Origin of the sequence: Microbacterium aoyamense, from assembly GCF_023155855.1 — a bacterium.
Taxonomy (GTDB): Bacteria; Actinomycetota; Actinomycetes; order Actinomycetales; family Microbacteriaceae; genus Microbacterium; species Microbacterium aoyamense.
In genome coordinates, this window is record NZ_JAKNUT010000009.1 from 47,691 (window position 1) to 72,910 (window position 25,220).

Consider the following 25,220-nt stretch of genomic DNA (forward strand, 5'->3'; position numbering starts at 1 on the left):
CCCCGAATATCAGGTCAGCTGCACGAGCCGCGTGAAAGCGGCGTCGAGCTCGGCGTTGCGCTCGGGGCGTTCCGGCAGAGCGTCGTGGTAAGCCATGACCTCTCGGGCACCCTGCGCGAATGACATCTGCGGCGCGAATCCCGGAACGAGCCGCTGGAGCTTGGAGGTATCGAAGAGCATCGTGTGGCGGAAGTCGTGATCGAGCACGTCGGCCCACCCCGGGTAAACGGCGCCGATCGTCTCGCTCGATCGGTGCACGAGCTTCGGGTCGCGCACACCTGCGGCCGTTGCGAGGGTGAGATGGATCTGATCCCAGGTGAGGGCCTCGCCGCTCACGACGTTGACGGTCTCGCCGATCGCACGCGATTCGCCGAGGAGTGGCACGAACGCCCGCGCGAAGTCCGACGAGTGCATGAGAGTCCACAGCGATGTGCCGTCGCCGTGGACGACCACGGGCTCGCCCGACCGCCAGCGATCGATCGCCGTCCACCCGGGCAGAACCGGGATGACCGTGCGATCGTACGTGTGGAAGGGCCGGACGATCGTGAGGGGCAGTCCCTCCTCCCGATACGCGCGCTCGAGTTCGACCTCGCACGCGATCTTGTCGCGCGCGTAGCCGAAATGGGGCTGCGAGACCGGCGATGACTCGGTGATGGGGAGAAGCGGCACGGGCCGCGCGTACACCGAGCAGGTGCTGATGAACACGTACTGGCGGGCGATTGCGCCGAACAGCTCGGCGTGGCCTGCGATGTCACGGGGGGTGAAGCCGATCCAGTTCACGACGGCGTCATACTGCTCGCCGTCGACGGCCGCGCGAAGCGCGTCGAGGTCGCGCGCGTCGGCGGCGACATGACGCACGCCCGGCGCCAATGAGCGGCGCGGCTCGGATCGCGTGACCGCGGTCACCTCGATGCCGCGTGCGGCAGCCTCACGTGCGGCGGCCGAGCCGATCATGCCCGCGCCTCCCAAGAACAGCACCTTCATCGGGTCTCCTCCCGTGCGGTCGACAGCCCCGCGTTCACCAGATGGTCGCGGCTGGTCCTCAACGCGTCGAAGACGTCTCCTTCGAGGCGCTCGAGCTCGACGATGTGCCACCGCAGCGACGCGCCCGCCGTGAGCACGCCCGGCCAGTCGATGCGGCCTTCGCCGATCGGCACCATCACGTCGTCCTCGTACGACACCGCCGGGCCGTCTTTGATGTGGACGAACTCCGCGCGCGCTCCGAGCCGCCGGAGCACGTCGGCGGGCTCGGCGCCGCCCATCACCGTCCAGTACGCATCGAGCTCGACGACGACACGCGGGTCGAGCAGATCGAGCAGCACGTCGTACGCCTGCACGCCGTCCACAGTGTGCGCGAACTCGGCGAAGTGATTGTGGTAGGCGATGCGCATGCCGCGCGCCGCGGCGTTCTCCGCCGCGATGTTGACGCGCTCCACCCCGCGGGCGATCGAGGCGACGTCATCGAACTCTTCGCGCTCCATGCTCCACACGAGGGTCTGGGCGCCGAGCGCCTCCGCCTCGTCGAGTAGCCGATCGGCCTCGGCCCCGGCGGGGAACGGCGTGTGCGCACTCGTCAGAGCGAGCCCGGCGCCGGCGAGGGCGTCGCGCACGCGCGCCGGCCCGTAGTGCTCGACGATGCCGTACGTCTCGACGCCGAGGAATCCGAGGTCGGCGACGCGGGCGAGAGTGCCCTCGAGATCGCACAGTGCGGGCTCGAGCACCGAGTACGCCATGACGGCGAGGGGTGCGGTCATCGCGCTTCTCCGGCCCACTGCACGGACTGGCGCGCGAGGGTGCGGAACGACGGCTCGCCCCACGCCCGCATGTCGTGCCCGAGCGCAAGGTACACGACGCGACCCGCACCGACCTCTCGCGTGTAGAGCACGGGGATGACGACGCCGTCCGCGCGGTGCCGCTGTGCGAGGATCTGCACGTCGTCGTCGGCGAGCTCGAACTCGTAGTACTCGTCGAAGAGCTCGAAATCGGTCACGCCGCGCGTGATGGGGTGGTCGGCGACGATCTCGATCGTGTGCCGGCCCTCGTGATGGCCCGGCCCGTGCGAGAGGTAGCGGTTGCCCAGGGTCGCGAAGTGCGCAGACCATTCCGGGTCGAGTGCGCCGTCGACCATGCCCATGATGTTGGCGCCGTGGACGGCGACGATTCCCTTGCCCCCGGCCACGGCATCGGCGAGCGCCCGCTGCTGGGCGGCGGGGAAGGGTCCGCCCGCCGTGTAGAGGAGGTAGACGTCGGCATCCGCGGTCTCGGCCCGCGGTTCGACGAAGCGATTGAGGCCCATGCCGCGTCGCGTGGCGAATCCCGCCTCGATGCCCAGCTGCTGGAAGACGGAGGCAGCCGAGAGGAGGTCGTGGTGGATGTCGTCGCCGGTCACGAGCACGAGTGCGCGGGAGGTCATGGTTTCCTTTCGCGAGGGATGAGCGGGGTGGCTGCCGTCGGCGGCCACCCCGCTCTGCCGATTACTTGGACTCGACCGGCACGAGGTTGATCGCCGTCACCGCGTTGGGGTTCGCGTTGGAGTACGGGTTGTCGGCATCCGGGAACCCGGTCACCTTCTCATCGCTCCAGTCGGCGTAGTAGCCCCAATAGAACATCGTGATGATCGGCAGGTTCTCGACCCAGATCGTCTGGAGCTGGTTGAAGATCTCCGTCCGCTCCTCGTCAGTCGCCGCCAGCGGGTAGGCCTCGAACAGCGCCTTCGCCTCGGGATCGTTGAAGCGCTCGATGTTGCGGAGCGTCTCGTTGTTCGTTCCCGTGGGCACGTAGTACTGCGGGTTCATGATGACGTCGTAGTACGAGAACGGGTCGGGCACGGAGTCGGTCGGGTAGCCCAGGGTGGCCTGGAAGTCGCCCTTCGCCGTGAGACCGTTGATGTCGCTCGGCTGGGTGCCGTTGATCGTCATCGTCATGCCGAGATCGGCCAGCTGCGACACCAGTGCCTGCGCGAACGCCGCGATGTCGGTGTAGGCCGACGGGAAGCTGACCGCGAACTCGATCTTCTTGCCGTCCTTCTGCCAGATCCCGTCGTCGCCGCGCGTGAAGCCGTCGGCCTCGAGCGTCGCGAACGCCTCTTCCTGGTCCTGGGTGAAGTTGACCCCCTGGTACTCGGGCGAGATGACCGACTCGAACGCCGGCATCGGCAGGCCGATGACGCTCGACGCGGCCTGCGAGTCGCGCGAGGCGGCCAGCTGGTCGCGGTCGACTCCGAGGCTGATCGCCTGGCGCACCGAGAGCTCGCTCAGGGGCCACGTCTCGAGGTTCGGGATGAGCCCGTCGATGCCGACCGTCGGCTGCCAGTAGTTGAAGTGCTCGTTCTTCGAGAGGAACGAGGCCTCGGCGTTCGGGATGTAGGTGCCCGCCCAGTCGATGTCACCCTGGACGAGGGCCGCCAGCTGCGCGGTGTTGTCCTTGTACGGGATGAACCGGAGGCCCTCGATCTGGGGCTTTCCGGCCTGCCAGTAGTCGGGGTTCTTCTTGAGCGTCACCAGCTGCGGGCTGAACGCCTCCAGCAGGAAGGCTCCGGTGCCGATCGGCTCCTTGTCTTCGTAGGTGGTCGGATCTTCGACCTTCGACCACACGTGCTCCGAGACGATCGGCAGCGCGACGATCTTGAAGAACGCCTGCCGCGACGGCTGATCGAACGTGAACACGACGGTGGAGTCGTCTTCCGCGGTCACGGACTCGAAGTCGAGGCCGCTGCGGTTGAGGGCGGGATCGGCCTTGACCAGCTCGTACGTGAACACGACGTCGTCAGCGGTGAAGGCCTCGCCGTCCGACCACTTCACGCCGTCCTGGAGGTGCACCGTGAAGGTCTTGCTGTCTTCGCTCCACTCCCACTCCTTCGCGAGCCACGGGGTGTCGTTGCCGATGTCGGAGAAGTTGATCTGCACGAGCGGCTCGTAGATGAACGAGCCCTTCGTGCCGCCGATCATGTTGAGCGCCGACGGGTCGGGCAGGAACGGGTTGAACACCTGGGTGAGCACGTCGGAGCCGTTGCCGACGTTGACCCACACCCCGTCCTCGGTGGTGTCGCCGGGCGAACAGGCGACGAGCGCGACCGAAGCCAGCGCCAGTGCTGCCGCGACGGCGCCGGTACGCGCAAGCAAGCGCTTTCCGGGCGTATTGATGTGCATGGATGTGCCTTTCTTGGAGGTGCGGTGATCGGTGAGACAGGAAGTGGTGCCGGTGCGTGAACCGCGGTCACGCGCCGCTCGGCGCGGAGACCTCCCTTCTGCCGGCACGCATCACGGCCGTCATGCCCGGCAGCGACGCGGCGTGCTCGCGATGCGACGCGGCCTCCTCGTCATCGCCGTACAGCCAGCAGCGCGCCCAATGGTCGCCTCCGAGTTCGAAGCGCGGCGGGGACTGCTCTGTGCAGCGCTTCACCGCGAAGGGGCAGCGCGGATGGAACCGGCAGCCCGAAGGGGGATCGATCAGACTCGGCGGCTGACCCGCATCCGCCATGCGCTCCGAATCGGAGGGGCGCGACGGGTCGGGTGCCGAATCGATCAGCAGACGTGTGTAAGGATGCGCGGCGCGCTGGGTTACCTCTTCCGAGGGGCCCGACTCGATGAGCTCGCCGGCGTACATCACCGCCGTCGACTCGGCGAAGTAGCGCGCCGAAGCGATGTCGTGGGTGACGTAGAGAAGTGCGACGTCGCGCTCGTCGGTGAGTCGTCGCAGCAGGTTCAGGATGCCGAGGCGGATCGACACGTCGAGGGCCGACACCGGCTCGTCGGCGAGGAACACCTCGGGATCGGCCGCGAGCGCGCGCGCGATCGAGACGCGCTGCAGCTGGCCGCCCGAGAGCTCGTGAGGGAACTTCTCGGTGTACTGCCGCGGCGGCACCAGGTTGACCTGCTCGAGCAGACCGTCGATGACCTCCTGCCGCTGGTCGCGAGAGAGACCCGGATGATGGATCTTCACGGCCCGCATGAGGGTGACGTTGATCCGCGCGACCGGATTGAACGAGCCGAACGGGTCTTGCAGGATGAGCTGCACGGCACGCACGTAGCGCCGGAACCGGCGCCCGCCGTGCACCTTGACGGCGACGCCGTCACGACGGATCTCGCCCGACGTGATGGGGTACAGCTGCGAGAGCAGGCGTGCCAGGGTCGACTTGCCCGACCCCGATTCTCCGACCAGCGCGGTGATGCGGCCGCGGTGCAGCGCGATCGACACGTCTTCCACCGCGTGGACGACGGGTCGCGGCCCGCGGCGCAGCCGGGCGCCGTGCACCGGGAAGTGCTTGGTCACATGAACCGCTTCGAGCACGGGCGCGTCGCCCGCGGCATCCGTCGTCGCGTCGTTGTTCGTGATCGCCATCAGACCGCCTCCACCACCCGCTCGGACGAATCCGAGGTCTCGTAAATCACGCAGCGCGCCTCGGTCGGCCGCATGCCGATCTCGACCGCGACCTTCGTGAGCGGCGGCATCGCGACGCGGCAGCGGTCCTGCACCAGCGGGCAGCGCGGTGCGAAAGCACAGCCGGATGGCAGCGCACGCAGATCGGGAGGCGATCCGGGGATGCCGGTGAGCTCGCGCCGCTCGCCGCCGAGCGTCGGGAACGACCCCAGCAGTCCTCGGCTGTAGGGGTGCGCCGGCCGGCGGTAGAACTCCTGCGCCTCGGCGATCTCGACGATGCGGCCCGCATACATCACCGCGATCGTGTCGGAAAGCTCGATGAGCAGTGACAGATCGTGCGTGATGAAGATCACGGCGAATCCGAGCCGATCCTTGAGCTCCATGATCTTCTCGACGATCTGCCGCTGGATCACGACGTCGAGCGCCGTCGTCGGCTCGTCCATCACGATCACCTCGGGGTCGAGCGCGAGGCCGATCGCGATCATCGCGCGCTGGCGCATGCCGCCCGACAGTTCGTGCGGGTACGCGTTCACGCGGTCTTCACGGATCCCGACGAGGTCGAGCAGCTCGATCACGCGGGCTTTACGGTCCGCTTCGGGCATGTCGGGCCGATGCGCTCGGAGCACGTCGTCGATCTGCTCCCCGATCTTCATGATCGGGTTCAAGGCGTTCATCGCCGACTGGAAGACGATCGAGAGCTCTTCCCAGCGGAAGCGTCGCAGCTCTTCTTCGCTGAGGCCGAGCACGTCGACGACCGTGCCGTCGGCCCGCGTGTAGAGCAACTGGCCCGCCGTGATCGATGCGGGCGGCTTGTGGAGCCGGGTGATCGCATACGCGAGCGTCGACTTGCCCGATCCGGACTCGCCCGCGATACCGATCACCTCGCCGCGGCGCAGAGAGAACGACACGTCGTTCACCGCGACGGTGCTGGCGTGCTCCGAGCCGTATTCGACCCGAAGGCCGCGCACTTCGAGCAGCACGTCGGAGCTCTCCTGCGTGAACGGCGCTGCCGCCCCGCGGATGACGCGGGTGCCGGGCGCCTTCTTGACGCGCGGCCGCTTGGCCATCGCGCGCTGCGCACGGCGTGTTCCGATGCCGGCCAGGCGCAGGCGGGGATTGATGAACTCGTCGATGCCGAAGTTCACGAGCGAGAGACCCGTTCCAAGCAGGGCGATCGCGAGCCCGGCGGGCACGAACCACCACCACGCTCCGCCGAGGAGCGCGTTGGACGTCTGCGCCCAGTAGAGGATCGTGCCCCACGAGTACTCGGTGACGTCGGCGAGACCGAGGAACGCGATGCCGGCCTGCGCGAGGATCGCGCCCGTCACGGTGCCGAGGAACGACGCGGCGATGATCGCGAGCTGGTTGGGCAGGATGTCGCGGAAGATGATCGCTGACGTGCGCTCGCCCGTCGCCCGCGCGGCCTCCACGAAGTCGCGTCGACGCAGCGACAGCGTCTGCGAGCGCAGCACGCGCGCCCCCCACGCCCACCCGGTGATCGCGATCACGAGCGTCACGCCGAGCGACCCGCTTCGCGGCAGATACGCGATCAGGATCACCGTGAGCGGAAGGCTCGGGATGACGAGGAAGATGTTGGCGAGCATCGACAGCAGGTCGTCGGTGACGCCGCCGAGGAAGCCGGCGGTGATGCCGACGAGGATCGACAGGAACACCGCGATGACCGCCGCGGCCACGCCGACGACGACCGAGATGCGTGCCCCCTCGAGCACCTGCGAGAAGACGTCCTGACCGGTCTGCGTCGTTCCGAACCAGTGCGCGGCGCTCGGCGGCTGGAGGTAGTCGTAGCTCACGGCCGCAGGGTCGTACGGGGCGATGTAGGGCCCGATGATAGCGAGCACGATGAAGAAGCTCGTGACGATCAGCCCGACGAGCGTGCCGCCGTGGCGGAAGGCCCGCATCCAGGCGAATCGGCTGCCGCGCGTGGGCCGGGCGGCGACGATCGCGTCGTCGGTCGAGATCTCGGCGATGGCCATCGGTCAGGCCTCCCTGGTACGCGGGTCGAGGAACACGTAGACGGTGTCGGCGACGAGGTTCGCGACGAGCACCACGAGGGTGATGATGAGGAACAGGCCCTGCATGAGCGGATAGTCCTGGGCCTGGGCGGCCTTGAAGAGGACCGAGCCGACTCCCGGGTAGTTAAAGACGATCTCGGTCACGATCGACCCGCCGACGACGAACCCGAGCGCCATCGCGAACGATGAGAACGACGGCAGCACGGCGTTGCGCGCGGCGTACGCGTACCGGATGCGGCCGCGGCTGAGCCCCTTCGCCTCGGCGAGGCGCACGTAGTCCTCACCCATCGTCGTGACCATCATGTTGCGCATGCCGAGCAGCCAGCCGCCCACGGACGCGACGACGATCGTGATCGCCGGCAGGATGCCGTGGTAGATCGCGCTCGAGATGAACGGCCAGTTGAAGCCGATCGTCGTGTCGATCGAATAGCCCCCCGACAGCGGGAACCAGTTCAGCGTGATCGCGAAGACGTAGACCATGATGATCGCGAACCAGAAGTACGGGATCGACGACAGGAAGTTCGTCACGGGCACGATCGAGTCGGTCCAGGTGCCACGGCGCCAGCCGACGATCATTCCCAGTCCCGTGCCGATCACGAAGCTGAGGATCGTGCAGATCGTCACGAGGGCGAGCGTCCAGCCGACGCTCGCGCTCAGCACGTCGCTCACCGGGGAGGGGTAATACGCGTACGAGATGCCGAAGTCGCCCGAGAAGATCCGGCCCCAGTAGTCGATGTACTGCTCCCACAGGGTCTTGTCGTCCTGCCCGAACAGCACCTTGAACGCGGCGATGGCTTCGGCGCTGAGCTTGCCCTGGAACTTGTTGATGAGCGCGGTGGCGGGGTCGCCCGGCATGAGCCTTGGGATCAGGAAATTGAGGCTGATGGCGGCCCACGCGGTGATGAGATAGAAGCCGAGACGGCGACCGAGCACGCGCACGGCTACACCTCCTTTTCGTGATGGGTGAGCCAGGCGGCGGCGCGAGCGAGGAGGGCTCGAACGGGTGGTTCGCCGAGCGGACGGGTGTCGTGCCCGAGCTGCACGTAGCAGACCCGCCCCGCGCCGTCTTCGCGCACGAGCACGACGGGTTCGCGGCCCGTCGCCGAGCGGCGCCACGCGATCGCGCGCGAGCCGGGAGCGACCTCGAGCGCGTAGTGCTCGTGGTCGACGTCGAAGTCGTGGATCCCCACCGTTATCGGGTGCGCATCGTCGAGCTCGACGAAGAACCGGCTCTCGTGCGGCGTCGGACCATGCGACGCGAACCGCGCACCGACGAGTACGGCGAGGCGATCGCCGGCCGACCCTTCGGGGGCGACGGCCGATGCGTGCAGCACGAGCAGCCCGCTCCCCGCGCGCACCGCGGCGACGAGGGCATCAACCCGTTCGTCGGTCAGCTCGGGCAGGGCCGTGTCGAGCACGAACAGATCAGGCGCGGGTGCGGCGAGGAACGCGGTGGTGCCGACACGGATCGTCGCGGCGATCCCGACCTCGGCGAGCAGCTGCGCCGTGGCATCGGCCACGCCGAACAGGTCTTCGTACACGTCGTCGCCGCCGACCACGATGGTCGCCCGCGTCGCCTCCAGGGCGGCACCCTCCCGCGCTCCGTCGCGCGTCAAGGTCGTGGTCATCGTGTGTCTCGCGTTCAGTAGGTGGAGCGCTGCTCGCCGGTCGGCGCCCAGAAGCCCTGGGCCAGACCGTCCAGAAGGGGGTTGTCGGTGAGGTCGAGGGGAAGAATCACGCGGCGCCGCGAACGGCTGCTCTCGTACGTGGCGAAGATGAGCTCGGCGCCCGCGAGGCCGCGGCGCGCCGAGAGCACGGGCTCGCGGCCCGTGTCGAGCGCGTCCACGAGGTCGGCGATGGCTTCGGCGGTCGCCGCAAAGATCGCCGGATCGATCCCGCGCTCCCAGGTCGAGGCATCCGTCGAGTGGGGGGTCGGGAACAGCTCGTCGTCGGCACCGAACCGCTGCACGAGGCAGCGGGACCCGCGGGATTCGATCCGCCCCGAGGTGCCCTGCACGATCAGCCCCGTGTTGTTCGCGAGGTTGAGCACGGGGGTCTGCGGCTCACGGCCGGTCATGACGACCGCGTTGATGTTCGACGGCCACTTGACCTGCGTGAGCGACGACGTCTCGGCGAAGGCGCCGTAGACGAAGCGATTGACCGTGACATCCACCTGGCCGATGACCCACTCGGGCGCCTCGTCACCGAGATAGAACAGGATCAGATCGAAGATGTGCGTTCCCCAGTCGGGGAGATTGGGGCAATAGCCCTCGATGCTGACGATGTCGCCGATCGCGCCCTCGACGATCCGGCTGCGCGCGAATCGGTGCACCGGCTCGAAGCGACGCTGCAGATTGAAGGTCAGCTGCACTCCCGCATCCTGAGCTTCAGCGACCATCGCGAGGGCGTCCCCGTACGACGTCGCGATCGGCTTCTCGGCGTGGATCGCGCGGGCACCGGCGGCGATCGCGGCACGCACGACGTCGAGCCGCACCGACGGAGGGGTGCAGACGCTCACGAACTCGGGCCGGAGCTCCTGCAGCATCGCGGTCGCGTCGTCGTACGCGGCGACGCCGTCGTACTCGCCGGCCAACTCGGCAGCGGCGCCCGCGATCGGATCGGCGATCGCGGCGAGCCGCACGCCGGCGACCGACGACCATCCCCGCGCGTGAACCCGGCCTTGAGAGCCCGCCGCGATCACGGCTGCGGTGCGTTCGGTCACGAGATCGGTTTCCTCAGGGGTGTCGGCGGGAGTTCGCGTGGTCAATGCCACTTGTTTACCACATAAGCCACATTAAGACACTTGGCCATCGCTGACAAGCCGGTAATATCACGATCTCGTGTTGCGCGAACCACTACATACCATTTGCCAACCAGCGCACTACACTGACCGGATCCGACTGCGGGGGCGTGTCCGTCTCTTCAGATCCGACCCTTCGACCAGAAAGAACCGCACGATGCGCATCAGCCAGGTTGTCGCTCCCCGCCTCTCGGCGATCGTCGAGGTGCCCGATCCCGTGCCCGGCCCGCACCAGGTGCTCGTCGAGGTGATCGCGTGCGGGGTGTGCACGTCCGACATCGACGTGTGGCGGCGAGGACCGGCCGACGGCGGCGCACCCGTGCGGCTCGGCCACGAGTTCGTCGGTCGCGTGCGTGCGGCGGGCTCGCTCTCGGGCAGGTTCGACGTCGGCGACATCGTGACGGGACTCGGCGGCGACGGATTCGCCGAGCTCGTACTGCTCGACGCCGACTCCGTGCTCCCCGTGCCCGCCGGCCTCGACCCGGTCTACGCGGTCGGCGAGCCGATGGCCGACCTCGAGGAGGCCCTCGCCCGCACCGATCCTCGCGTCGGCGACGACATCGCCGTGGTCGGACTCGGCTTCATGGGCTTGGGTATCCTGCAGCTCGCGAAGACGCGCGCGCCGGGCAGGCTCATCGGGGTCGACCCGAATCCCGCCGCGCGCGAACGCGCGCTCGCTCTCGGCGCGGATCTCGTGCTGCACCCCGACGAGGTCGACGCGGCTTTTCCGCAGTCACCGCTCGATCCGCGCCCCCGCATCGTGCTCGAAGTCACCGGTGTCACGGCCGGCCTCGAGACGGCCGGGAGCATCGTGCGGCCGTTCGGCACGCTCGGGGTGGTCGGCTATCACCACGAAGGCACGGCGCGGATGGACATGCGTCTCTGGTACAAAGCCGTCACCGTCGTCAACGGATTCTGCCCCGAGCGGCCGCGCCTGATCCGCGCGATGGGCGACGCGCTCGCCCTCCTCGCATCGCGCAGGGTGAGCTACGAGCCGCTCATCACCCACCGGTTCGGTCTCGAGGGCGTCGACGCCGCGTACGAGCTCATGGACGCCCGCGACCCGGCGCTCGTGAAGTCGGTCATCATGCCCTGATCGGGGCACCGATGCATGTCAGCGCGGTGCGTGAGCCTCCAAGAACTCGTACACGTCGGTCGTGTCGACGCCCGGGAACGACCCCGTGGGCAGTGTCGCGAGGAGCGTGCGCGGCGTGCGCACGTTCGGCCACGAGTTCTCGCGCCACGCGGCCTCGAGATCGGCGGGAGCGCGCCGGCAGCACACCTCGACGGAGTGCTTCGACACGCCTCGGTTCGTCGTGTCGCGGCCGAGGAACCACTTCGTGTCGTCGAACCGCACGCCGACCGAGACGGAGTGGGCGCCTTCGCTGGACGCCTCGACCCGAGCGGTGCACCAGTAGGTGCCGTTGCCCGTGTCGGTGTACTGGTAGTACGGGTTGAACTTGTCGTCCTCGTCGAAGACGACGCGAGACGTCCACTTGCGGCAGCACATCTGGCCCTCGATCGCGCCGAGCTGATCCGTCGGGAAGTTCACGTCGTCGTTCTCGAACGCCTTCGTGATCACGCCTGACTCGTGGACCTTGAGGAAGTGCACCGGAATGTCGAGGTGCGTCGTCGCGAGGTTCGTAAACCGGTGCGCGGCCGTCTCGTAGGACACCGAGTAGGCGTCGCGCAGGTCTTCGATCGAGATCGCGCGGTCCTTCTTCGCATCCTGCAGGAACGGAACCGCGTGCGCCTCGGGGATCAGCAGCGCCCCCGTGAGGTAATTCGTCTCGACGCGTTGCCGCAGGAACTCGGCGTACGAGGTCGGCTCGCGGTGCCCCAGCATCCGACTCGACAGCGCCTGCAGCACCGCCGTGCGAGGGTCGCCCTTCGCCGTGAGCCGGCTCGAGAGGTAGAGCCTCCCGTTCTTGATGTCGGCGACGCTGCGGGTCGTCTGGGGCAGGTCGGGCACGTAGTGCAGCGTGAACCCCAGATGCGCGGCGATGTCGGACGCCGTGCGCTGCGTGAGCGGCCCTCCCGGATGATCGACGGCTGACAGGATGCGCCGTGCATGGTCCTCGAGATCGGCGAAGTAGTTGTTCTGCGTGCGCATGAGGCGGCGCAAGGCCACGTTCGCGCGACGGGCCTCTTCAGGGGTCGCTGCGCGCTCGTCGCGCAGCCGTTCGATCTCGCTCTGCAGCGCCATCATCGCTTTGAGCGCCTCGGTCGGCACGGCCTTGCCGATGCGGAAGGGCGGGATGCCGAGGGCCTGGAACGTCTGCCCGCGCATCGCGCGCTCGAGTGAGATCTCGAGCGTCGCGCGCTCGTCGAGCGGTTCGGACTCGAGGATCGCGTCGATGGACGACCCGAGCGCACGCGCGATCGCCTGCAGGAGCGTGAGCTTGGGCTCGCGTCGTCCGTTCTCGATCATCGACAGCTGACTGGGGGCTCGATCAACCGCCGCGGCGAGCTCTTCGAGCGTCACGCCGCGGTCGGTGCGCAGCTGCCGGATGCGGCGGCCGATCGTGAGCGAATCCACATCCTCATTCGTATCGAGGATCGCGTCCATTTCGGCTCCTTCTGCGTCTGGCGATGATCGGATTCTGTCACGAAAGAAGAAATACGCGAAAACTTCACATCGGATTTGGCCGGTTCAAGCTCGAAACTTCACACAGAGTGGATGCCACGACCCGCTGGAGCGAGAGACTCCGGCATCCATCGATCAACGAGAGGACAGGACCATGACACCTGCGACCGCGACGCCGATGCGTACGCACACCGGGCCCACCGCCATTCAGACCCACGAGCCCCAGGTCGAGGTCCTCGGTGCGATCCGCCCGCGCTACGACGAGATCCTCACGCCCGAGGCGCTCGCCTTCCTCACCGAGCTGCACCACCGCTTCAGCGGTCGTCGCCACGATCGCCTCGCCGACCGCATGCGCCGCCGCTTCGAGATCGGCAACGGCCACGACCCGCAGTTCCGCGACGACACGCGCCACATCCGCGACGACGTCGCGTGGAAGGTCGCCGGCGCCGGCCCCGGCCTCGAGGACCGCCGCGTCGAGATCACGGGCCCCACCGACCCGAAGATGACCATCAACGCGCTCAACTCGGGCGCCAAGGTGTGGCTGGCCGACCAGGAGGACGCCACGAGCCCCACCTGGAAGAACGTCATCGAAGGTCAGCTGTCGCTGCGCGACGCGATCCGCGGCGAGCTCGAGTTCACGAGCCCCGAGGGCAAGGTCTACGAGGTGACCGCCGAGCAGACGCCCACGATCGTCATGCGTCCGCGCGGCTGGCACCTCACCGAGAAGCACCTGTCTTTCACCGACCGCACAGGGCGCGCGCTCGCGGCATCCGGATCCCTGGTCGACTTCGGGCTGTACTTCTTCCACAACGCAGAAGCGCTGATCGCGAACGGTCGCGGCCCGTACTTCTACATCGCCAAGCTCGAGTCGAGCGAAGAGGCGAAGCTGTGGGACGACGTCTTCACGTTCAGCGAGCAGTACATCGGCATCCCGCACGGCACGATCCGCGCGACGGTGCTCATCGAGACCCTGCCGGCGGCCTTCGAGATGGAGGAGATCCTCTTCGAGCTGCGCGACCACATCGCAGGGCTCAACGCCGGCCGGTGGGACTACATCTTCTCGATGATCAAGAACTACCGCGGCCGCGGCGCACGGTTCGTGCTGCCCGACCGCAGCCAGGTCACGATGACCGTGCCGTTCATGCGCGCCTACACCGAGCTGCTCGTGAAGACGTGCCACAAGCGCGGCGCTTTCGCGATCGGCGGTATGAGCGCGTTCATCCCGAACCGTCGCGACCCCGAAGTGACGGCGCAGGCGTTCGAGAAGGTCGCCGCCGACAAGAAGCGCGAGGCCGGCGACGGCTTCGACGGCACGTGGGTGGCCCACCCCGACCTCATCCCCGTCGCGATGGCCGAGTTCGACGCCGTGCTCGGCGAGCGTCCGAACCAGATCGACCGCCAGCGCCCCGAGGTGCACGTGAACGCGGCCGAGCTGATCGACGTCCACATCGGACTCCCCGTCACGAACGAGGGCGTGCACGGCAACGTGTCGGTCGCGATCCGCTACATCGAGGCATGGTTGCGAGGGCTCGGCGCCGTGGCGATCGACAACCTGATGGAGGACGCCGCAACCGCCGAGATCTCGCGCAGCCAGGTCTGGCAGTGGATCCACCAGGATCGCCGCACCGAGGACGGCACGCAGATCACGCGCGAGTACATCGAGGAGCTGATCTCGCAGGTGCTGGGCGAGGTGGACCGCCGCGACGGTGACCGCTTCGACGACGCCGCCGCGATCTTCCGCGAGGTGGCGCTCGGCACCGACTTCCCGGCCTTCCTGACCCTGCCGGCGTACGCCAAGTACCTCACCGACAACGACTGACCCGCAGCATCCCGAATCAAGGAACAGACATGACCACTTATCAGGACGACATCCAGGCCGTCGAGGCTCTGAAAGAGAGCAACGGCTCGAGCTGGGATGCCATCAACCCCGAGTACGTCGCGCGGATGCGCGCGCAGAACCGCTTCAAGACCGGTCTCGAGATCGCGCAGTACACCGCCGACATCATGCGTCGCGACATGACCGAGTACGACGCCGACTCGTCGGTCTATACCCAGTCGCTCGGCGTCTGGCACGGCTTCATCGGGCAGCAGAAGCTCATCTCGATCAAGAAGCACCTGAAGTCGACGAACAAGCGCTACCTCTACCTCTCGGGCTGGATGGTCGCCGCGCTCCGTTCGGAGTTCGGCCCCCTCCCCGATCAGTCGATGCACGAGAAGACGTCGGTCCCGGCCCTCATCGAAGAGCTCTACACGTTCCTGCGTCAGGCGGATGCCCGCGAGCTCGACCTGCTGTTCACGAAGCTGGATGCCGCGCGCCTCGCAGGCGACGAGACGGCGGTCGAGTTCATCCAATCCCAGATCGACAACTACGAGACCCACGTCGTGCCGATCATCGCCGACATCGACGCCGGCTTCGGCAACCCCGAGGCGACGTATCTGCTGGCGAAGAAGATGATCGAGGCGGGCGCGTGCGCCATCCAGATCGAGAACCAGGTGTCGGATGAGAAGCAGTGCGGCCACCAGGACGGCAAGGTCACGGTGCCGCACGACGACTTCATCGCGAAGCTCAACGCGGTGCGCTACGCGTTCCTCGAGCTCGGGATCGACAACGGCGTCATCGTCGCCCGCACCGATTCGCTCGGCGCCGGTCTGACGCAGAAGTTGGCCGTCTCGCACACCCCCGGCGACCTCGGCGATCAGTACAACGCGTTCCTCGATGTCGAAGAGATCGAGGCCTCGGACCTCGGCGACGGGGATGTCATCATCAAGCGCGACGGCAAGCTGCTGCGCCCGAAGCGCCTGGCCAGCAACCTCTACCAGTTCCGCAGCGGGACCGGCGAGGAGCGCTGCGTGCTCGACTGCATCACATCGCTGCGCAACGGCGCCGACCTGCTGTGGATCGAGACCGAGAAGCCGCACGTCGAGCAGATCGCGGGCATGGTCGACGCCATCCGCGAGGAGATCCCGAACGCGAAGCTCGTCTACAACAACAGCCCGTCGTTCAACTGGACGCTCAACTTCCGTCAGCAGGCCTACGACCTGCTCGTGGAGCAGGGCGCGGATGTCTCGGGCTACGACCGTGCCGACCTGATGAACGTGTCGTACGACGACACCGAACTCGGTCGCCTCGCCGACGAGAAGATCCGCTCGTTCCAGCAGGACGGCTCGGCTCGCGCCGGCATCTTCCATCACCTCATCACGCTGCCGACGTACCACACGGCCGCGCTGTCGACGGATGACCTCGCCAAGGGCTACTTCGGCGACGAGGGCATGCTCGCCTACGTCAAGGGCGTGCAGCGTCGCGAGATCCGCGAGGGCATCGCCACCGTCAAGCACCAGAACATGGCGGGCTCCGACATCGGCGACAACCACAAGGAGTACTTCGCCGGCGACGCGGCCCTCAAGGCGGGCGGCAAGGACAACACGATGAACCAGTTCGGCTGAGTTCACACGGAGACGATGGATGCCTCGGGCCTTCGGATCCGGGGCATCCGTCGTGTCGCACGCGATCCGGATGCCGCTCGATCCGAGGAATCAGTGCAGGCACGGGTACCGCGGGGCGGCTTTTCGGGCGACACTGGGTCCACCCGCTTCCGAAGGGAGCCGTCGTGCGTGTCCGAACGGTCGTCGTGCCGGCCGTCGTCCTGGGCGCCGCGGCGCTCTCGGGGTGCACGGCGACAGAGCCCCGCCCGACCGACTCGCCCGACCCGATGGCGAGTGCCGAGCGCATCGCGTACACCTACGAGCAGCCGCCGCGTTCGGGTCGCCTCGCCCTGTGGACGGTGAATGCCGACGGCAACGATCCACAGCCGGTGGGTGATCAGCTCGGCCAATTCCCCGATTGGAGTCCCGACCGCGCGCACCTGCTGTTCGACTTCTTCGACGAGGACGGCGCGGTGCACGTCGGCCGCATCGCTCCCGACGGAACGGGATTCGCGCAGCTGACCGATGACGTCTTCAGCGGCGAGCCCGATTACTCGCCGGACGGGTCGACCATCGTGCTGTCGAAATCTCCCGTCGCGGATGAGGACGCCCCGGGATTCACGCAGACCCTGTGGCTCATGAACGCGGACGGAACCGACCCACGACCCCTCCTCGAACCCGCGGACGCGGGGTTCGACTACGAAGGAGAGTTCTCGCCCGACGGCGCCGAGATCGTCTTCACCCGCATCGACCCCGCAACCGGCCACAGCGCGCTCTTCATCGTCGCCGCAGATGGCACCGGCATCCGGCAGCTCACCCCCTTCGACGACTTCGTCGAGCATCCGCGCTGGTCTCCTGACGGCGCGACGATCGTCTACAACGTGCAGCACAGCGCCGATCTGGGCGATCCGCGCAACGGCATCTGGACCGTTCCGTCGTCCGGAGGCGATCCATCCATACTCCTCGCGACGACGAGCGAGATGCATCCGATCAAGCCCGACTACTCCCCCGACGGCGAGCGCATCGCGTTCGGATGCAAGTATCTCGAATCAGACAACGAAGAGCTGTGCGTGATGGATGCCGACGGCACCGACGTAACGCGGCTCACGCAGACACCGGGCAACGAGAACAACATCGTCTGGGATTGACGTCGATCCGCGCTGCACCCGCACGACGCCCTTCACGTAACGTCACCGATGAAAGGGACACGACATGCGATTCCTCATGCTGGTCATCTCGGACCCCGAGCTGGATTCCACCGAAGCACCGGTGCTCACGATCGAGGACTGGGTGCGCGAGACCGCCGAGAGCGGAGTCAACCTCGACGGCGATCGGCTCGAGCCGCCGAGTCGTGCCAAGACCGTCCGCCGGCGCGGCGGCCAGCTCCACGTCACCGACGGGCCGTTCGCCGAGACGCGCGAGGTCATCGGCGGCTTCGACATCCTCGAGTGCGACGACATGGACCACGCGATCCGCGTCGCGGCGCGGCACCCCATGGCCACGCACGGCACGATCGAGCTGCGAGCGCTCTGGCCGCTCGATCTCTGATCAGATCCGGCGCGACTCGGGCGCGACCACTGCCTCGGCCTCGCGCGCCCGATCGAGGCGCTGCCCCCGGACTCCACCCGCGATCGCCCACGCGAAGAGCCAGACCCCGAAGACCGCGACCAGGACCGTCGCGATGCGGATCGCGGCATCCGTGTCGAACATGATCGTCAGACACCCGAGCGCGCCGAGGCCACCGACGATCGCGCCCACGGCGCCGATCCTCGTCACGACGCAGCCCTTCGCCAGCCACCATGCGACGCCGCCCGCGAACACGAGCGCGATCGCGAGCACCACGGAACCCCAGATCCACGTCACGAGCACACGGTATCGCTTCCGCGATCGCCGCGGTGTACACCGGGCAGGCCGATTTCATCGATGCGGACCATGAGCTCGCCCGCCGTCGCCGGTAGCCTCGGAGGGTGACCCATTCGACAGGCTCAGGGACCGCCGAACGCGCTCCCCTCTCCCGCAAGCTCAGTGCCATCGCCGAATCCGCGACCCTCAAGGTGGACGCCAAGGCCAAGGCCCTCCAAGCCGCCGGCCGTCCCGTCATCTCGTACGCGGCCGGTGAGCCCGACTTCGCGACGCCGTCGTTCATCGTGGATGCCGCGGCCTACGCGCTGCAGGACCCGGCGAACTTCCGCTACACCCCCGCTGTCGGCCTCCCTGTCCTGCGCGAGGCGATCGCCGCCAAGACACTGCGTGACTCCGGCCTCGAGGTCGATCCGTCGCAGATCGTCGTGACCAACGGCGGCAAGCAGGCGGTCTATCAGGCCTTCCAGGCGGTCGTGAACCCGGGCGACGAGGTGCTCCTCCCCTCTCCGTTCTGGACGACGTACCCCGAGGCGATCGCGCTGGCGGACGGCATCCCCGTCGAGGTCTTCGCCGGGGCCGACCAGGACTACAAGGTGACGGTCGAGCAGCTCGAGGCGGCGCGGACCCCGAAGACGACCGTGCTGGTGTTCGTCTCGCCGTCCAACCCGACCGGCGCCGTCTACACGCTCGAAGAGACCAAGGCGATCGGCGAATGGGCCGTCGAGCACGGCATCTGGATCATCTCGGACGAGATCTACCAGAACCTCGTCTACGAGGGCGTGCGGGCGACATCCATCGTCGAGGCGGTTCCGGATGCCGCGGCGCAGACCATCCTCGTCAACGGCGTGGCCAAGACCTACGCGATGACGGGCTGGCGTGTGGGCTGGATGGTCGGACCCAAGGACGCCATCAAGCTCGCAGCCAACCTCCAGTCGCACCTGTCGAGCAATGTCAACAACATCGCGCAGCGCGCGACGCTCGCCGCGCTCACCGGCCCGCAGACCGAGGCCGAGGACTTCCGTGTCGCGTTCGACCGTCGCCGCCGCCTCATCGTCGGCGAGCTCGCGAAGATCGAGGGGGTCGTGGTGCCCAACCCGCTCGGTGCGTTCTACGCCTACCCCGACGTGCGGGGCCTGCTCGGGCGGGAGTGGCGGGGCACGACGCCGACGACCTCGCTCGAGCTCGCCGATCTGATCCTCGAAGAGGCCGAGGTCGCCGTGGTTCCAGGCGAGGCGTTCGGCCCCTCGGGCTACCTGCGGCTCTCGTACGCCCTCGGCGACGAGGCCCTGCTCGAGGGCGTGCGCCGCATGCAGGAGCTCTTCTCGAACTGATCTCGGCGCGGTCGTCGATCGCCACTCCTTCCGTTCGTCGTCCTGGTCAGACGATACGAACGAAGGAGTCGACGATGAGCATGCCGCAGTTCTTGGCGGAATTCGTGATGGGCATCGGCGGGGCGCACCCCGAACCGCGGTCCGTCATCCTCGCGATGCTCGCGGAGGATGCCCGACCGGCCGAGACCGACGACCCTGTCAGTCCACGATCCGGTCGCTGACCGGCGACTCGTTGCCGGCCATATCGAAGCCGACGGCGCAGAATCTCACGGGCAGGTCGGCTGCCTCGATGAAGAACGACTGACGCACGTAGGGCCGATACGCCGCGCGATCTGTGCAGTCGGTGTCGTCGGGCGGCCCGAACAGCACCTGGATGTCGGCGATGTCGGGGATGTCGAAGAGCGGGTCGACCATCGTCACGTCGCCCATGTCCTGCACGGAGAGCTCGGGGGCGAAGTCCGGCGGGATCGCGTCGATCGTGAAGACGAATCGTGCCGCCAGGGACTCCTCGCCCGGAACGGCGGCGCAGGCGAGCACGAAGCCGTTCTCGGCGGGCAGCGTCATCGGCACCGTCACCGGCTCCTCCGCGTCCGCAGCGACGGCGAACGTGTCGCCACCGACGTAAGCCGCGGCATCCGTGCACGACGACGCGTCGCCGAGCGGCAGGTTCGCGACGATGCCGACCGAGACGTCCGTGCCGCTGCGCAGCTCGAGGTCGGCGTCCGGCCACCGCCGTCCTCGCCGTTCGCGCCGTAGATGCCTCCGCCCGAGACGTCCCACAGCGTGGTGACCTCGAGCGGGCACGCGCCCCCGAGGGCGAAGACGCCGCCCGGGAAGCACGATCCGATCCCCGCGACCCGAACTCCGTAACTCGTCTCGGGCACGAACACGGCGGCCGCGCCATCGACCTCGCACGGCTTGCCGAGGTAGCAGGTGTCTCCGCGCTCGACGGGCACGCCTGTATTGGTCGTGTTCACGATCGACACCACCTCGCCGTCCGCGATGAGCGGAGAACCCGACGACCCGCCGAGCACGCCCGGGCAGTCGTTGCGCTGGGCGGCCAGCCAGAGCCACGAGAACTCGATGACGTCCTTCGTCGCCCCCACGGCGCAGTCTCCGCGGCGCAGCACCCAGTCGTCGTCCTCGAGACCCTGGGTCGGCGCGGCGACGTTGACGACGACTTCTCCCTCCGCCGGCGGATCCGCGGCGATCTCGAGCGGCACCGCGCCTGCCGAGCGCAGTTCACCGAGCGTCGCATCCAGCTGCACGATCGCGACGTCGGTGCCGCGCATGGTGGCGTACTCGATTCGCGATGCCGCGACCCGCAGTCGATCGTCGTCCGCCGTGTCGGCCGTCTGGAAGAACGTCGCCTCGCCGAACGCCTCCTCGTCGACGATCGTCTTGTTCGCGGGAGCTCCGTCCAGCCCCACGCAGTGACCGTTGGTCAGCACGTACGCGGGTGCTGTGTCGGCCCCGGTCTCGATGAGCGTCGCCGTGCAGCGCGAGGCGAGGTCGACCACCGCGACGCCGCCGAACGCGGCGAGGTCGTCCGCCGTGAGGGGTGCGCCGAGTTCGGGGAGGGATGCCGTGGGCTTCGGTTCAGGGCCTGCACCCACTGCACAGCCGGCCAGCAGCAGCATCCCGATCACGACTGCGATCGCCGGCGTCCTCCGCATGCGCACCTCCGTTCGCAGGCTACTGCGAACCGAGGTGGTATCGAGCAGCGCGGCGGTCGCTTACGGTTGAAGGTGGCACGAAATGCTCGTCGCCGTGCAGAGGGGTTCCCCATGAAGATCGTCGAGTCAGCCGACTGGCGCAGTTCGATCCCGTTCGACACCCCTGTCCTGGTCGCCGACCTCATTCCCGGCGAGCCGACGCGGTGCGCGGCATGCGGTGCGGATTCCGAGTCGTTCGATCGCACCGAGCTGTGGGCCTACAAGCACCAGCACCCCAACAACCACAGCGGGTACGTGCGGTTCTACTGTCGTGAACACGTCCCCGCACCTGCGCGGCCCGCGCCCGTCGAGAGCAAGCCCGCCCGCCGCGCGCCGCGCAGGGAGAGCGTGCCGCGGACGGGGCCGCGCCCGGCATCTGCCGATCCCGATCCGACGCGGGCGCTGTGCCCGGACTGCTTCGTCGAGGTCTCAGCGACCGGCGTGTGCGGCATGTGCGGCACACGCGTCAGTTGACCTGAGCGAAGCGGATCGGACGACGCAGCCGACCCGACTAGAGCTCGACGCCGACGAGCACCGGCTCGGGCTGGAGGATGAGCCCGAACTCGGACTGCACACGACCCTGGATGAACCGCGCGAGCTGCGCGAGTTCGGCGGCGGTCGCCCCACCGCGGTTCGTGAGAGCGAGCGCGTGCTTCGTCGACAGACCCGCCCGCGAGGATCGCGCGAGACGGAAGCCCTTGCCGATCCCCGCGTGCTCGATGAGCCACGCCGCGCTGACCTTGACGTCGGACTCGCGGAGCTCGCTCGGGGGCACGTAGCCGTCGAAGGCCTCCAGGGGAATCACGACGACGGGATCCAGTTCGGGGGTCATCGGCCAGCGAGGGCACTCGGCGGGCAGGGTGCGGGCGAACCCGGCCGAGACGATCGCGTTCTGGAAGAACGATCCCGCACTGTAGGTGTCGGGATCGGCGGCGTCGAGCACCATGCCCTTGCGTGCTCGCGTCGCGAGCACGTGGTCCCGGATCCAGCGGACGCTGACGGCGTCGGACGCACCGAGACCGAGCGCCGTGCGCAGCTGCTCCCCGGGAATGGTGCGCTCGGCGTGGCCCACCTCTTCGAGCTCGAGGGTGACTGAGAGGATGACGGCGGAGCGTGCCGGCACCGAGCCGTAGTGGTGCTTGAAGACCGAGGTGCGGAAGCCCAGCCCGAGGTCCTCCGCGCCGACCGTCGAGATCTCACCGTCGACCTCGTCGATGAGGTCCACCTCGACGAGGGTCTGGACGATCTCCTGACCGTAGGCTCCGACGTTCTGCACGGGGGCGGCCCCGACGGTGCCGGGGATGCCCGACATCGCCTCGATCCCCGCGAGTCCTGCTTCCACCGCATACGCGACGAGATCGTCCCACCCGTGACCGGCCTGCACGCGCAGGCGCACGTGACCCGGTCGGGGCGACGGCAGCACCTCGATGCCTTCCGTCAGCACGCGCACGACGGTGCCGTCGAACGCATCGTCGCCGACGAAGAGGTTCGAACCGCCACCGAGGACGAGCACGGCGTCGCCTTCGCTCCAGACCTCGCGCAGCGCCCCGACGAGCTCGTCGGTCGTGTGCGCGTCGATCATGCGCTCGGGTGCGCCGCCCGTGCGCAGCGTCGTGAGCTGCGCGAGCGGGATCGGAGTGACGTCGGGCATACCGGTCAGGCGGCGCGGACGCGCACCTGCGCCTTGCCGAGCACCGTGGTCTCGCCGTGCGTGACGGTGAGGTCGATGCGTAGAGCGTCATCGGTGATCGCGCCGACCTTGGCGACAACCGTCACGTCTGCGCCGGTCTCGGGGTCGACCACTACGGGGCGCGTGAAACGCACGCCGTAGTCGAGGATGCGGCCGGAGTCGCCGAGCCACGGCACGATCGCCTGGACAGCGAGCCCCATCGTGAGCATGCCGTGCGCGAGCACGCCGGGAAGCCCGACGGAGGCCGCGACGTCGTCGCGATAGTGGATGGGGTTGAAGTCGCCGGATGCCCCGGCATACCGCACCAGCGACTCGCGCGTCAGGTGCACCGTGCGCTCCGCGACGACGTCTCCGACGGCGGTCATGCGTCGCCTCCGACGACGAGGACGGATGTCGCGGTCACGACGTGCTCGCCCGAGGCGTCGGTGATGACGGCGTCGCTCGTCACCATCGCATTGCCGCCGAGCGCGCGGATGGCCGAGACCGTCAGACGCGCCGTGAGCTCGTCTCCCGCGACGATCGGCCGCGTGTACGCGAACCGCTGCTCGCCGTGCAGCACCCGCGACAGCTCGATGCCCGAGTCGGGCTCCGCGAGGAGCTGCTGCAGCGTGAGGTCCTGGATCACCATGGCGAAGGTCGGCGGAGCGACGACGTCCGCGTAGCCGAGCGCCTGCGCTGCGACCGGATCGACGTGCTGGGGGTCGTCGGCGAAGACGGCGCGCGCGAACTCGCGCACCTTCTCACGCCCGACGAGGTAGGAGGCTGTCGGCGGGAACGTACGGCCGACGAGCTCGGGGTTCACTGGCACGCGCCAATCCTACCGGCGGGCAGGTCAGCGGTTGCGGCCCCGGACGGCACGCAGTGCCATCTGCACCGCGATGACGGTGAGGAACACCGCGAACAGGATGTTGCCTACGAGCGGATCGACGATCGTCGCGATCCATGCGCCGAGCGCCGTCGTCGTGCACGCCGCGACGCCGACGAGCGCGGCCGCGACGAGATCGACGTTCTTGCGGCGGATGTTGCCGATCGTGCCCGAGATCGCCGTCGGGATCATCATGAGCAGCGACGTCCCCTTCGCGACGAGGTCGCTCGCGCCGAAGAGGAGCATCAGCACAGGCACGACGACGACGCCGCCGCCGACTCCGAGGAGTCCTGCCAGGACACCCGTCACGAGACCGAGCGCGATGAGACCGAACACGGTCGCGACCGTCACGGGAAGCCCCGCATCGCGCGACGGGACCACGATGAACAGGCTCACGATCACGAGCGCCAGGAACCCGACGAACCCCCAGCGCAGCGCCGTGATCGACACCTTCGGAAGCAGCCAGGTGCCGATCTGCGCACCCACGACGGCACCTGCCGCGAGGATCAGCGCGGGGATCCACGCGACCGAACCGTGCACGGCGTATGAGATGACGCCGACCGTCGCGGTCGGGACGATCGCGCCCAGCGAGACACCGGAGGCGAGGCGCTGGTCCATCCCCAGGATGAGCACGAGCAGGGGGACGATGACCGTGCCTCCGCCCACACCGAAGAGTCCGGAGAGCAGGCCTGCGGCCAGACCTATGCCCAGGCACGTGATGACGAAGCGCGCTCCGCGCGCCCGGGGCGCGGCATCCGTCCCCATCAGTCGAGCCCGTCGACCGCCCAGCGGTCGCCTTCCTGCACGACGGTGTACGTCCACTCGACCTCGCCCGGGATCGGCTCTTCCACGAGTTCGCCCTCATCGTCGATGTAGGTGACGTAGGACTCGCGGGTGTCGACGGACACGACGTCGTCGTCTTCTGACACGCCTGTCACGGTCAGGACGTATTCATCGAAGCCCTCGGCGAACGCTTGAGCGTTCTCGGTGAAGTCCGCGCAGTCGGTGAGACCGTTGTCCTCACGGAACGCCTGCGTCGTGGACTCCTCGAGCAGGCCGCAGTCGGCGGTCTGCCACGCTTCGTCGTAGAGCTCGACGGCGGCGACGGCCGCCGCCTGCGCGTCACCCTGCGGGGCGACCGAATCACCGCCCGCGCTGCCTCGTGTCAGCGACAGGAACAAGAGCGGGAGGGCGACCGCCGCGGCGATCACGATGCCGAGCAGCACGACACCGAGCACGACCCAGAGGATCCACAGTTTGGACTTCGCGGGCTCGGTGGCGGCGACGAAGGCCCCGGAGGGTCCGGTTGCTTCGGCCCCGGGGTACCCCGCGGGGTACTCGTCCTGGAGCTCGGGCGGGATGATCTCGTCGATCGGCTCGGCACCCGCCTCGGGTTCGGGATCGGGCGTCGCAACGTGCTCGGTCCACTGCGTGCCGTCCCACCACCGCAGCGCGCCGCGCTGGTCGTCGTACCATCCCGGCGGCATCGAAGTCATGCCGCCACCCTACCGGCCGTTCGCCGCCGGCCCCGCGG

At 68.3% G+C, this 25,220-nt stretch carries 26 protein-coding genes; 8 read left to right on the forward strand and 18 right to left on the reverse strand.

All coding sequences use genetic code 11. The features are described from left to right. Positions 1–9 precede the first annotated feature (9 nt). The 9 genes from MA876_RS18320 to MA876_RS18360 all read right to left on the reverse strand — a co-directional run bounded on the left by MA876_RS18320 (position 10) and on the right by MA876_RS18360 (position 10,134). Positions 10–984 (reverse strand): NAD-dependent epimerase/dehydratase family protein, encoded by a 975-nt coding sequence (locus MA876_RS18320; RefSeq protein WP_248152875.1) that lies wholly within the window; start codon positions 982–984, stop codon positions 10–12. Next, on the reverse strand, positions 981–1,754 hold the full coding sequence (locus MA876_RS18325; protein WP_248152876.1) for a sugar phosphate isomerase/epimerase family protein: 774 nt from the start codon (positions 1,752–1,754) through the stop codon (positions 981–983). The genes MA876_RS18320 and MA876_RS18325 overlap by 4 nt, the downstream gene beginning before the upstream one ends. Next, a complete protein-coding gene (locus tag MA876_RS18330) occupies positions 1,751–2,413 on the reverse strand; it encodes a ThuA domain-containing protein (protein ID WP_248152878.1) in 663 nt (220 codons plus the stop codon). Before MA876_RS18330 ends, MA876_RS18325 begins: the two co-directional genes overlap by 4 nt. Before the next feature lie 61 nt (positions 2,414–2,474). Beyond that, a complete protein-coding gene (locus MA876_RS18335; RefSeq protein ID WP_248152880.1) occupies positions 2,475–4,148 on the reverse strand; it encodes an ABC transporter substrate-binding protein in 1,674 nt (557 codons plus the stop codon). A 67-nt stretch (positions 4,149–4,215) separates the two neighbouring features. Further along, entirely contained in the window at positions 4,216–5,340 is a 1,125-nt protein-coding gene (locus MA876_RS18340; RefSeq protein ID WP_248152882.1) for an ABC transporter ATP-binding protein, read from the reverse strand. Next, positions 5,340–7,373 (reverse strand): dipeptide/oligopeptide/nickel ABC transporter permease/ATP-binding protein, encoded by a 2,034-nt coding sequence (locus MA876_RS18345; protein ID WP_248152883.1) that lies wholly within the window; start codon positions 7,371–7,373, stop codon positions 5,340–5,342. The genes MA876_RS18340 and MA876_RS18345 overlap by 1 nt, the downstream gene beginning before the upstream one ends. 3 nt (positions 7,374–7,376) lie before the next feature. Beyond that, on the reverse strand, positions 7,377–8,351 hold the full coding sequence (locus MA876_RS18350; protein ID WP_248152884.1) for an ABC transporter permease: 975 nt from the start codon (positions 8,349–8,351) through the stop codon (positions 7,377–7,379). A gap of 2 nt (positions 8,352–8,353) precedes the next feature. Beyond that, a complete protein-coding gene (locus tag MA876_RS18355; RefSeq protein WP_248152885.1) occupies positions 8,354–9,040 on the reverse strand; it encodes a ThuA domain-containing protein in 687 nt (228 codons plus the stop codon). 14 nt (positions 9,041–9,054) lie between these two features. Beyond that, positions 9,055–10,134 carry a Gfo/Idh/MocA family protein gene (locus tag MA876_RS18360; protein ID WP_248152887.1) on the reverse strand — a complete coding sequence of 360 codons (1,080 nt, stop codon included), beginning with the start codon at positions 10,132–10,134 and terminating at the stop codon, positions 9,055–9,057. 235 nt (positions 10,135–10,369) lie between these two features. Between MA876_RS18360 and MA876_RS18365 the strand changes: the two genes are divergently transcribed. Further along, positions 10,370–11,308 carry a zinc-dependent alcohol dehydrogenase gene (locus MA876_RS18365; RefSeq protein WP_248152889.1) on the forward strand — a complete coding sequence of 313 codons (939 nt, stop codon included), beginning with the start codon at positions 10,370–10,372 and terminating at the stop codon, positions 11,306–11,308. 18 nt (positions 11,309–11,326) lie between these two features. Here the strand turns inward: MA876_RS18365 and MA876_RS18370 are convergent, their stop codons facing one another. Then, the gene (locus tag MA876_RS18370) at positions 11,327–12,781 is read right to left on the reverse strand and encodes a helix-turn-helix domain-containing protein (protein WP_248152890.1); all 1,455 of its coding nucleotides are present in this window, start codon (positions 12,779–12,781) and stop codon (positions 11,327–11,329) included. A gap of 172 nt (positions 12,782–12,953) precedes the next feature. Here MA876_RS18370 and aceB point away from each other — a divergent pair, with 172 nt between their 5' ends. From aceB to MA876_RS18390, 4 genes are all read left to right on the forward strand, one after another. After that, positions 12,954–14,618 carry a malate synthase A gene (aceB, locus tag MA876_RS18375; protein ID WP_372491544.1) on the forward strand — a complete coding sequence of 555 codons (1,665 nt, stop codon included), beginning with the start codon at positions 12,954–12,956 and terminating at the stop codon, positions 14,616–14,618. A 29-nt stretch (positions 14,619–14,647) separates the two neighbouring features. Further along, positions 14,648–16,243, forward strand: coding sequence for an isocitrate lyase (locus MA876_RS18380; protein WP_248152891.1), 1,596 nt, complete (start codon positions 14,648–14,650; stop codon positions 16,241–16,243). Between the two features lie 164 nt (positions 16,244–16,407). Beyond that, a complete protein-coding gene (locus MA876_RS18385) occupies positions 16,408–17,370 on the forward strand; it encodes a TolB family protein (RefSeq protein WP_248152892.1) in 963 nt (320 codons plus the stop codon). Between the two features lie 64 nt (positions 17,371–17,434). Continuing rightward, positions 17,435–17,770 carry a YciI family protein gene (locus MA876_RS18390; RefSeq protein ID WP_248152894.1) on the forward strand — a complete coding sequence of 112 codons (336 nt, stop codon included), beginning with the start codon at positions 17,435–17,437 and terminating at the stop codon, positions 17,768–17,770. Here the strand turns inward: MA876_RS18390 and MA876_RS18395 are convergent, their stop codons facing one another. Next, positions 17,771–18,085 carry a hypothetical protein gene (locus MA876_RS18395; RefSeq protein WP_248152896.1) on the reverse strand — a complete coding sequence of 105 codons (315 nt, stop codon included), beginning with the start codon at positions 18,083–18,085 and terminating at the stop codon, positions 17,771–17,773. Positions 18,086–18,189: 104 nt separating this feature from the next. Between MA876_RS18395 and MA876_RS18400 the strand changes: the two genes are divergently transcribed. Both MA876_RS18400 and MA876_RS18405 read left to right on the forward strand, forming a co-directional pair. Beyond that, positions 18,190–19,416, forward strand: a complete 1,227-nt coding sequence (locus tag MA876_RS18400) for a pyridoxal phosphate-dependent aminotransferase (RefSeq protein WP_248152897.1) — start codon at positions 18,190–18,192, stop codon at positions 19,414–19,416. 74 nt (positions 19,417–19,490) lie between these two features. Continuing rightward, positions 19,491–19,637, forward strand: coding sequence for a hypothetical protein (locus tag MA876_RS18405; RefSeq protein WP_248152898.1), 147 nt, complete (start codon positions 19,491–19,493; stop codon positions 19,635–19,637). Here MA876_RS18405 and MA876_RS18410 read toward each other — a convergent pair. Both MA876_RS18410 and MA876_RS18415 read right to left on the reverse strand, forming a co-directional pair. Continuing rightward, a complete protein-coding gene (locus MA876_RS18410; protein WP_248152900.1) occupies positions 19,615–19,992 on the reverse strand; it encodes a hypothetical protein in 378 nt (125 codons plus the stop codon). The genes MA876_RS18405 and MA876_RS18410 overlap by 23 nt on opposite strands. Next, positions 19,989–21,092, reverse strand: a complete 1,104-nt coding sequence (locus tag MA876_RS18415) for a trypsin-like serine peptidase (protein WP_248152901.1) — start codon at positions 21,090–21,092, stop codon at positions 19,989–19,991. Before MA876_RS18415 ends, MA876_RS18410 begins: the two co-directional genes overlap by 4 nt. Positions 21,093–21,203: 111 nt before the next feature. Between MA876_RS18415 and MA876_RS18420 the strand changes: the two genes are divergently transcribed. Beyond that, complete coding sequence (locus MA876_RS18420; RefSeq protein ID WP_248152902.1) at positions 21,204–21,605, forward strand: glucose-6-phosphate dehydrogenase; 402 nt, start codon at positions 21,204–21,206, stop codon at positions 21,603–21,605. A gap of 37 nt (positions 21,606–21,642) precedes the next feature. Here MA876_RS18420 and MA876_RS18425 read toward each other — a convergent pair whose 3' ends face one another. From MA876_RS18425 to MA876_RS18445, 5 genes are read right to left on the reverse strand one after another with little or no spacing between them, the layout of a single operon-like run. Next, positions 21,643–22,782, reverse strand: a complete 1,140-nt coding sequence (locus MA876_RS18425) for a UDP-N-acetylmuramate dehydrogenase (protein ID WP_248152904.1) — start codon at positions 22,780–22,782, stop codon at positions 21,643–21,645. 5 nt (positions 22,783–22,787) lie between these two features. After that, positions 22,788–23,186: a MaoC/PaaZ C-terminal domain-containing protein gene (locus MA876_RS18430; RefSeq protein ID WP_248152905.1), complete on the reverse strand. Its 399-nt coding sequence runs from the start codon at positions 23,184–23,186 to the stop codon at positions 22,788–22,790. Beyond that, positions 23,183–23,629, reverse strand: a complete 447-nt coding sequence (locus MA876_RS18435) for an FAS1-like dehydratase domain-containing protein (protein WP_248152906.1) — start codon at positions 23,627–23,629, stop codon at positions 23,183–23,185. Before MA876_RS18435 ends, MA876_RS18430 begins: the two co-directional genes overlap by 4 nt. 24 nt (positions 23,630–23,653) lie before the next feature. Beyond that, positions 23,654–24,451, reverse strand: a complete 798-nt coding sequence (locus MA876_RS18440; RefSeq protein ID WP_248152907.1) for a sulfite exporter TauE/SafE family protein — start codon at positions 24,449–24,451, stop codon at positions 23,654–23,656. Then, positions 24,451–25,182 (reverse strand): DUF2510 domain-containing protein, encoded by a 732-nt coding sequence (locus MA876_RS18445; protein ID WP_248152908.1) that lies wholly within the window; start codon positions 25,180–25,182, stop codon positions 24,451–24,453. The genes MA876_RS18440 and MA876_RS18445 overlap by 1 nt, the downstream gene beginning before the upstream one ends. Positions 25,183–25,220 lie beyond the last annotated feature (38 nt).

Bases quoted from the DNA above. Each gene is read 5' to 3' on its own strand.
- MA876_RS18420 (WP_248152902.1), top strand. From the start codon at position 21,204: ATGAAGATCGTCGAGTCAGCCGACTGGCGCAGTTCGATCCCGTTCGAC.
- MA876_RS18440 (WP_248152907.1), bottom strand. From the start codon at position 24,451: ATGGGGACGGATGCCGCGCCCCGGGCGCGCGGAGCGCGCTTCGTCATC.
- MA876_RS18355 (WP_248152885.1), bottom strand. From the start codon at position 9,040: ATGACCACGACCTTGACGCGCGACGGAGCGCGGGAGGGTGCCGCCCTG.
- MA876_RS18380 (WP_248152891.1), top strand. From the start codon at position 14,648: ATGACCACTTATCAGGACGACATCCAGGCCGTCGAGGCTCTGAAAGAG.
- MA876_RS18330 (WP_248152878.1), bottom strand. From the start codon at position 2,413: ATGACCTCCCGCGCACTCGTGCTCGTGACCGGCGACGACATCCACCAC.
- MA876_RS18335 (WP_248152880.1), bottom strand. From the start codon at position 4,148: ATGCACATCAATACGCCCGGAAAGCGCTTGCTTGCGCGTACCGGCGCC.
- MA876_RS18345 (WP_248152883.1), bottom strand. From the start codon at position 7,373: ATGGCCATCGCCGAGATCTCGACCGACGACGCGATCGTCGCCGCCCGG.
- MA876_RS18405 (WP_248152898.1), top strand. From the start codon at position 19,491: ATGAGCATGCCGCAGTTCTTGGCGGAATTCGTGATGGGCATCGGCGGG.
- MA876_RS18425 (WP_248152904.1), bottom strand. From the start codon at position 22,782: ATGCCCGACGTCACTCCGATCCCGCTCGCGCAGCTCACGACGCTGCGC.
- MA876_RS18325 (WP_248152876.1), bottom strand. From the start codon at position 1,754: ATGACCGCACCCCTCGCCGTCATGGCGTACTCGGTGCTCGAGCCCGCA.
- MA876_RS18445 (WP_248152908.1), bottom strand. From the start codon at position 25,182: ATGACTTCGATGCCGCCGGGATGGTACGACGACCAGCGCGGCGCGCTG.
- MA876_RS18320 (WP_248152875.1), bottom strand. From the start codon at position 984: ATGAAGGTGCTGTTCTTGGGAGGCGCGGGCATGATCGGCTCGGCCGCC.
- MA876_RS18365 (WP_248152889.1), top strand. From the start codon at position 10,370: ATGCGCATCAGCCAGGTTGTCGCTCCCCGCCTCTCGGCGATCGTCGAG.
- MA876_RS18390 (WP_248152894.1), top strand. From the start codon at position 17,435: ATGCGATTCCTCATGCTGGTCATCTCGGACCCCGAGCTGGATTCCACC.
- MA876_RS18415 (WP_248152901.1), bottom strand. From the start codon at position 21,092: ATGCGGAGGACGCCGGCGATCGCAGTCGTGATCGGGATGCTGCTGCTG.
- aceB (WP_372491544.1), top strand. From the start codon at position 12,954: ATGACACCTGCGACCGCGACGCCGATGCGTACGCACACCGGGCCCACC.
- MA876_RS18340 (WP_248152882.1), bottom strand. From the start codon at position 5,340: ATGGCGATCACGAACAACGACGCGACGACGGATGCCGCGGGCGACGCG.
- MA876_RS18370 (WP_248152890.1), bottom strand. From the start codon at position 12,781: ATGGACGCGATCCTCGATACGAATGAGGATGTGGATTCGCTCACGATC.
- MA876_RS18430 (WP_248152905.1), bottom strand. From the start codon at position 23,186: ATGACCGCCGTCGGAGACGTCGTCGCGGAGCGCACGGTGCACCTGACG.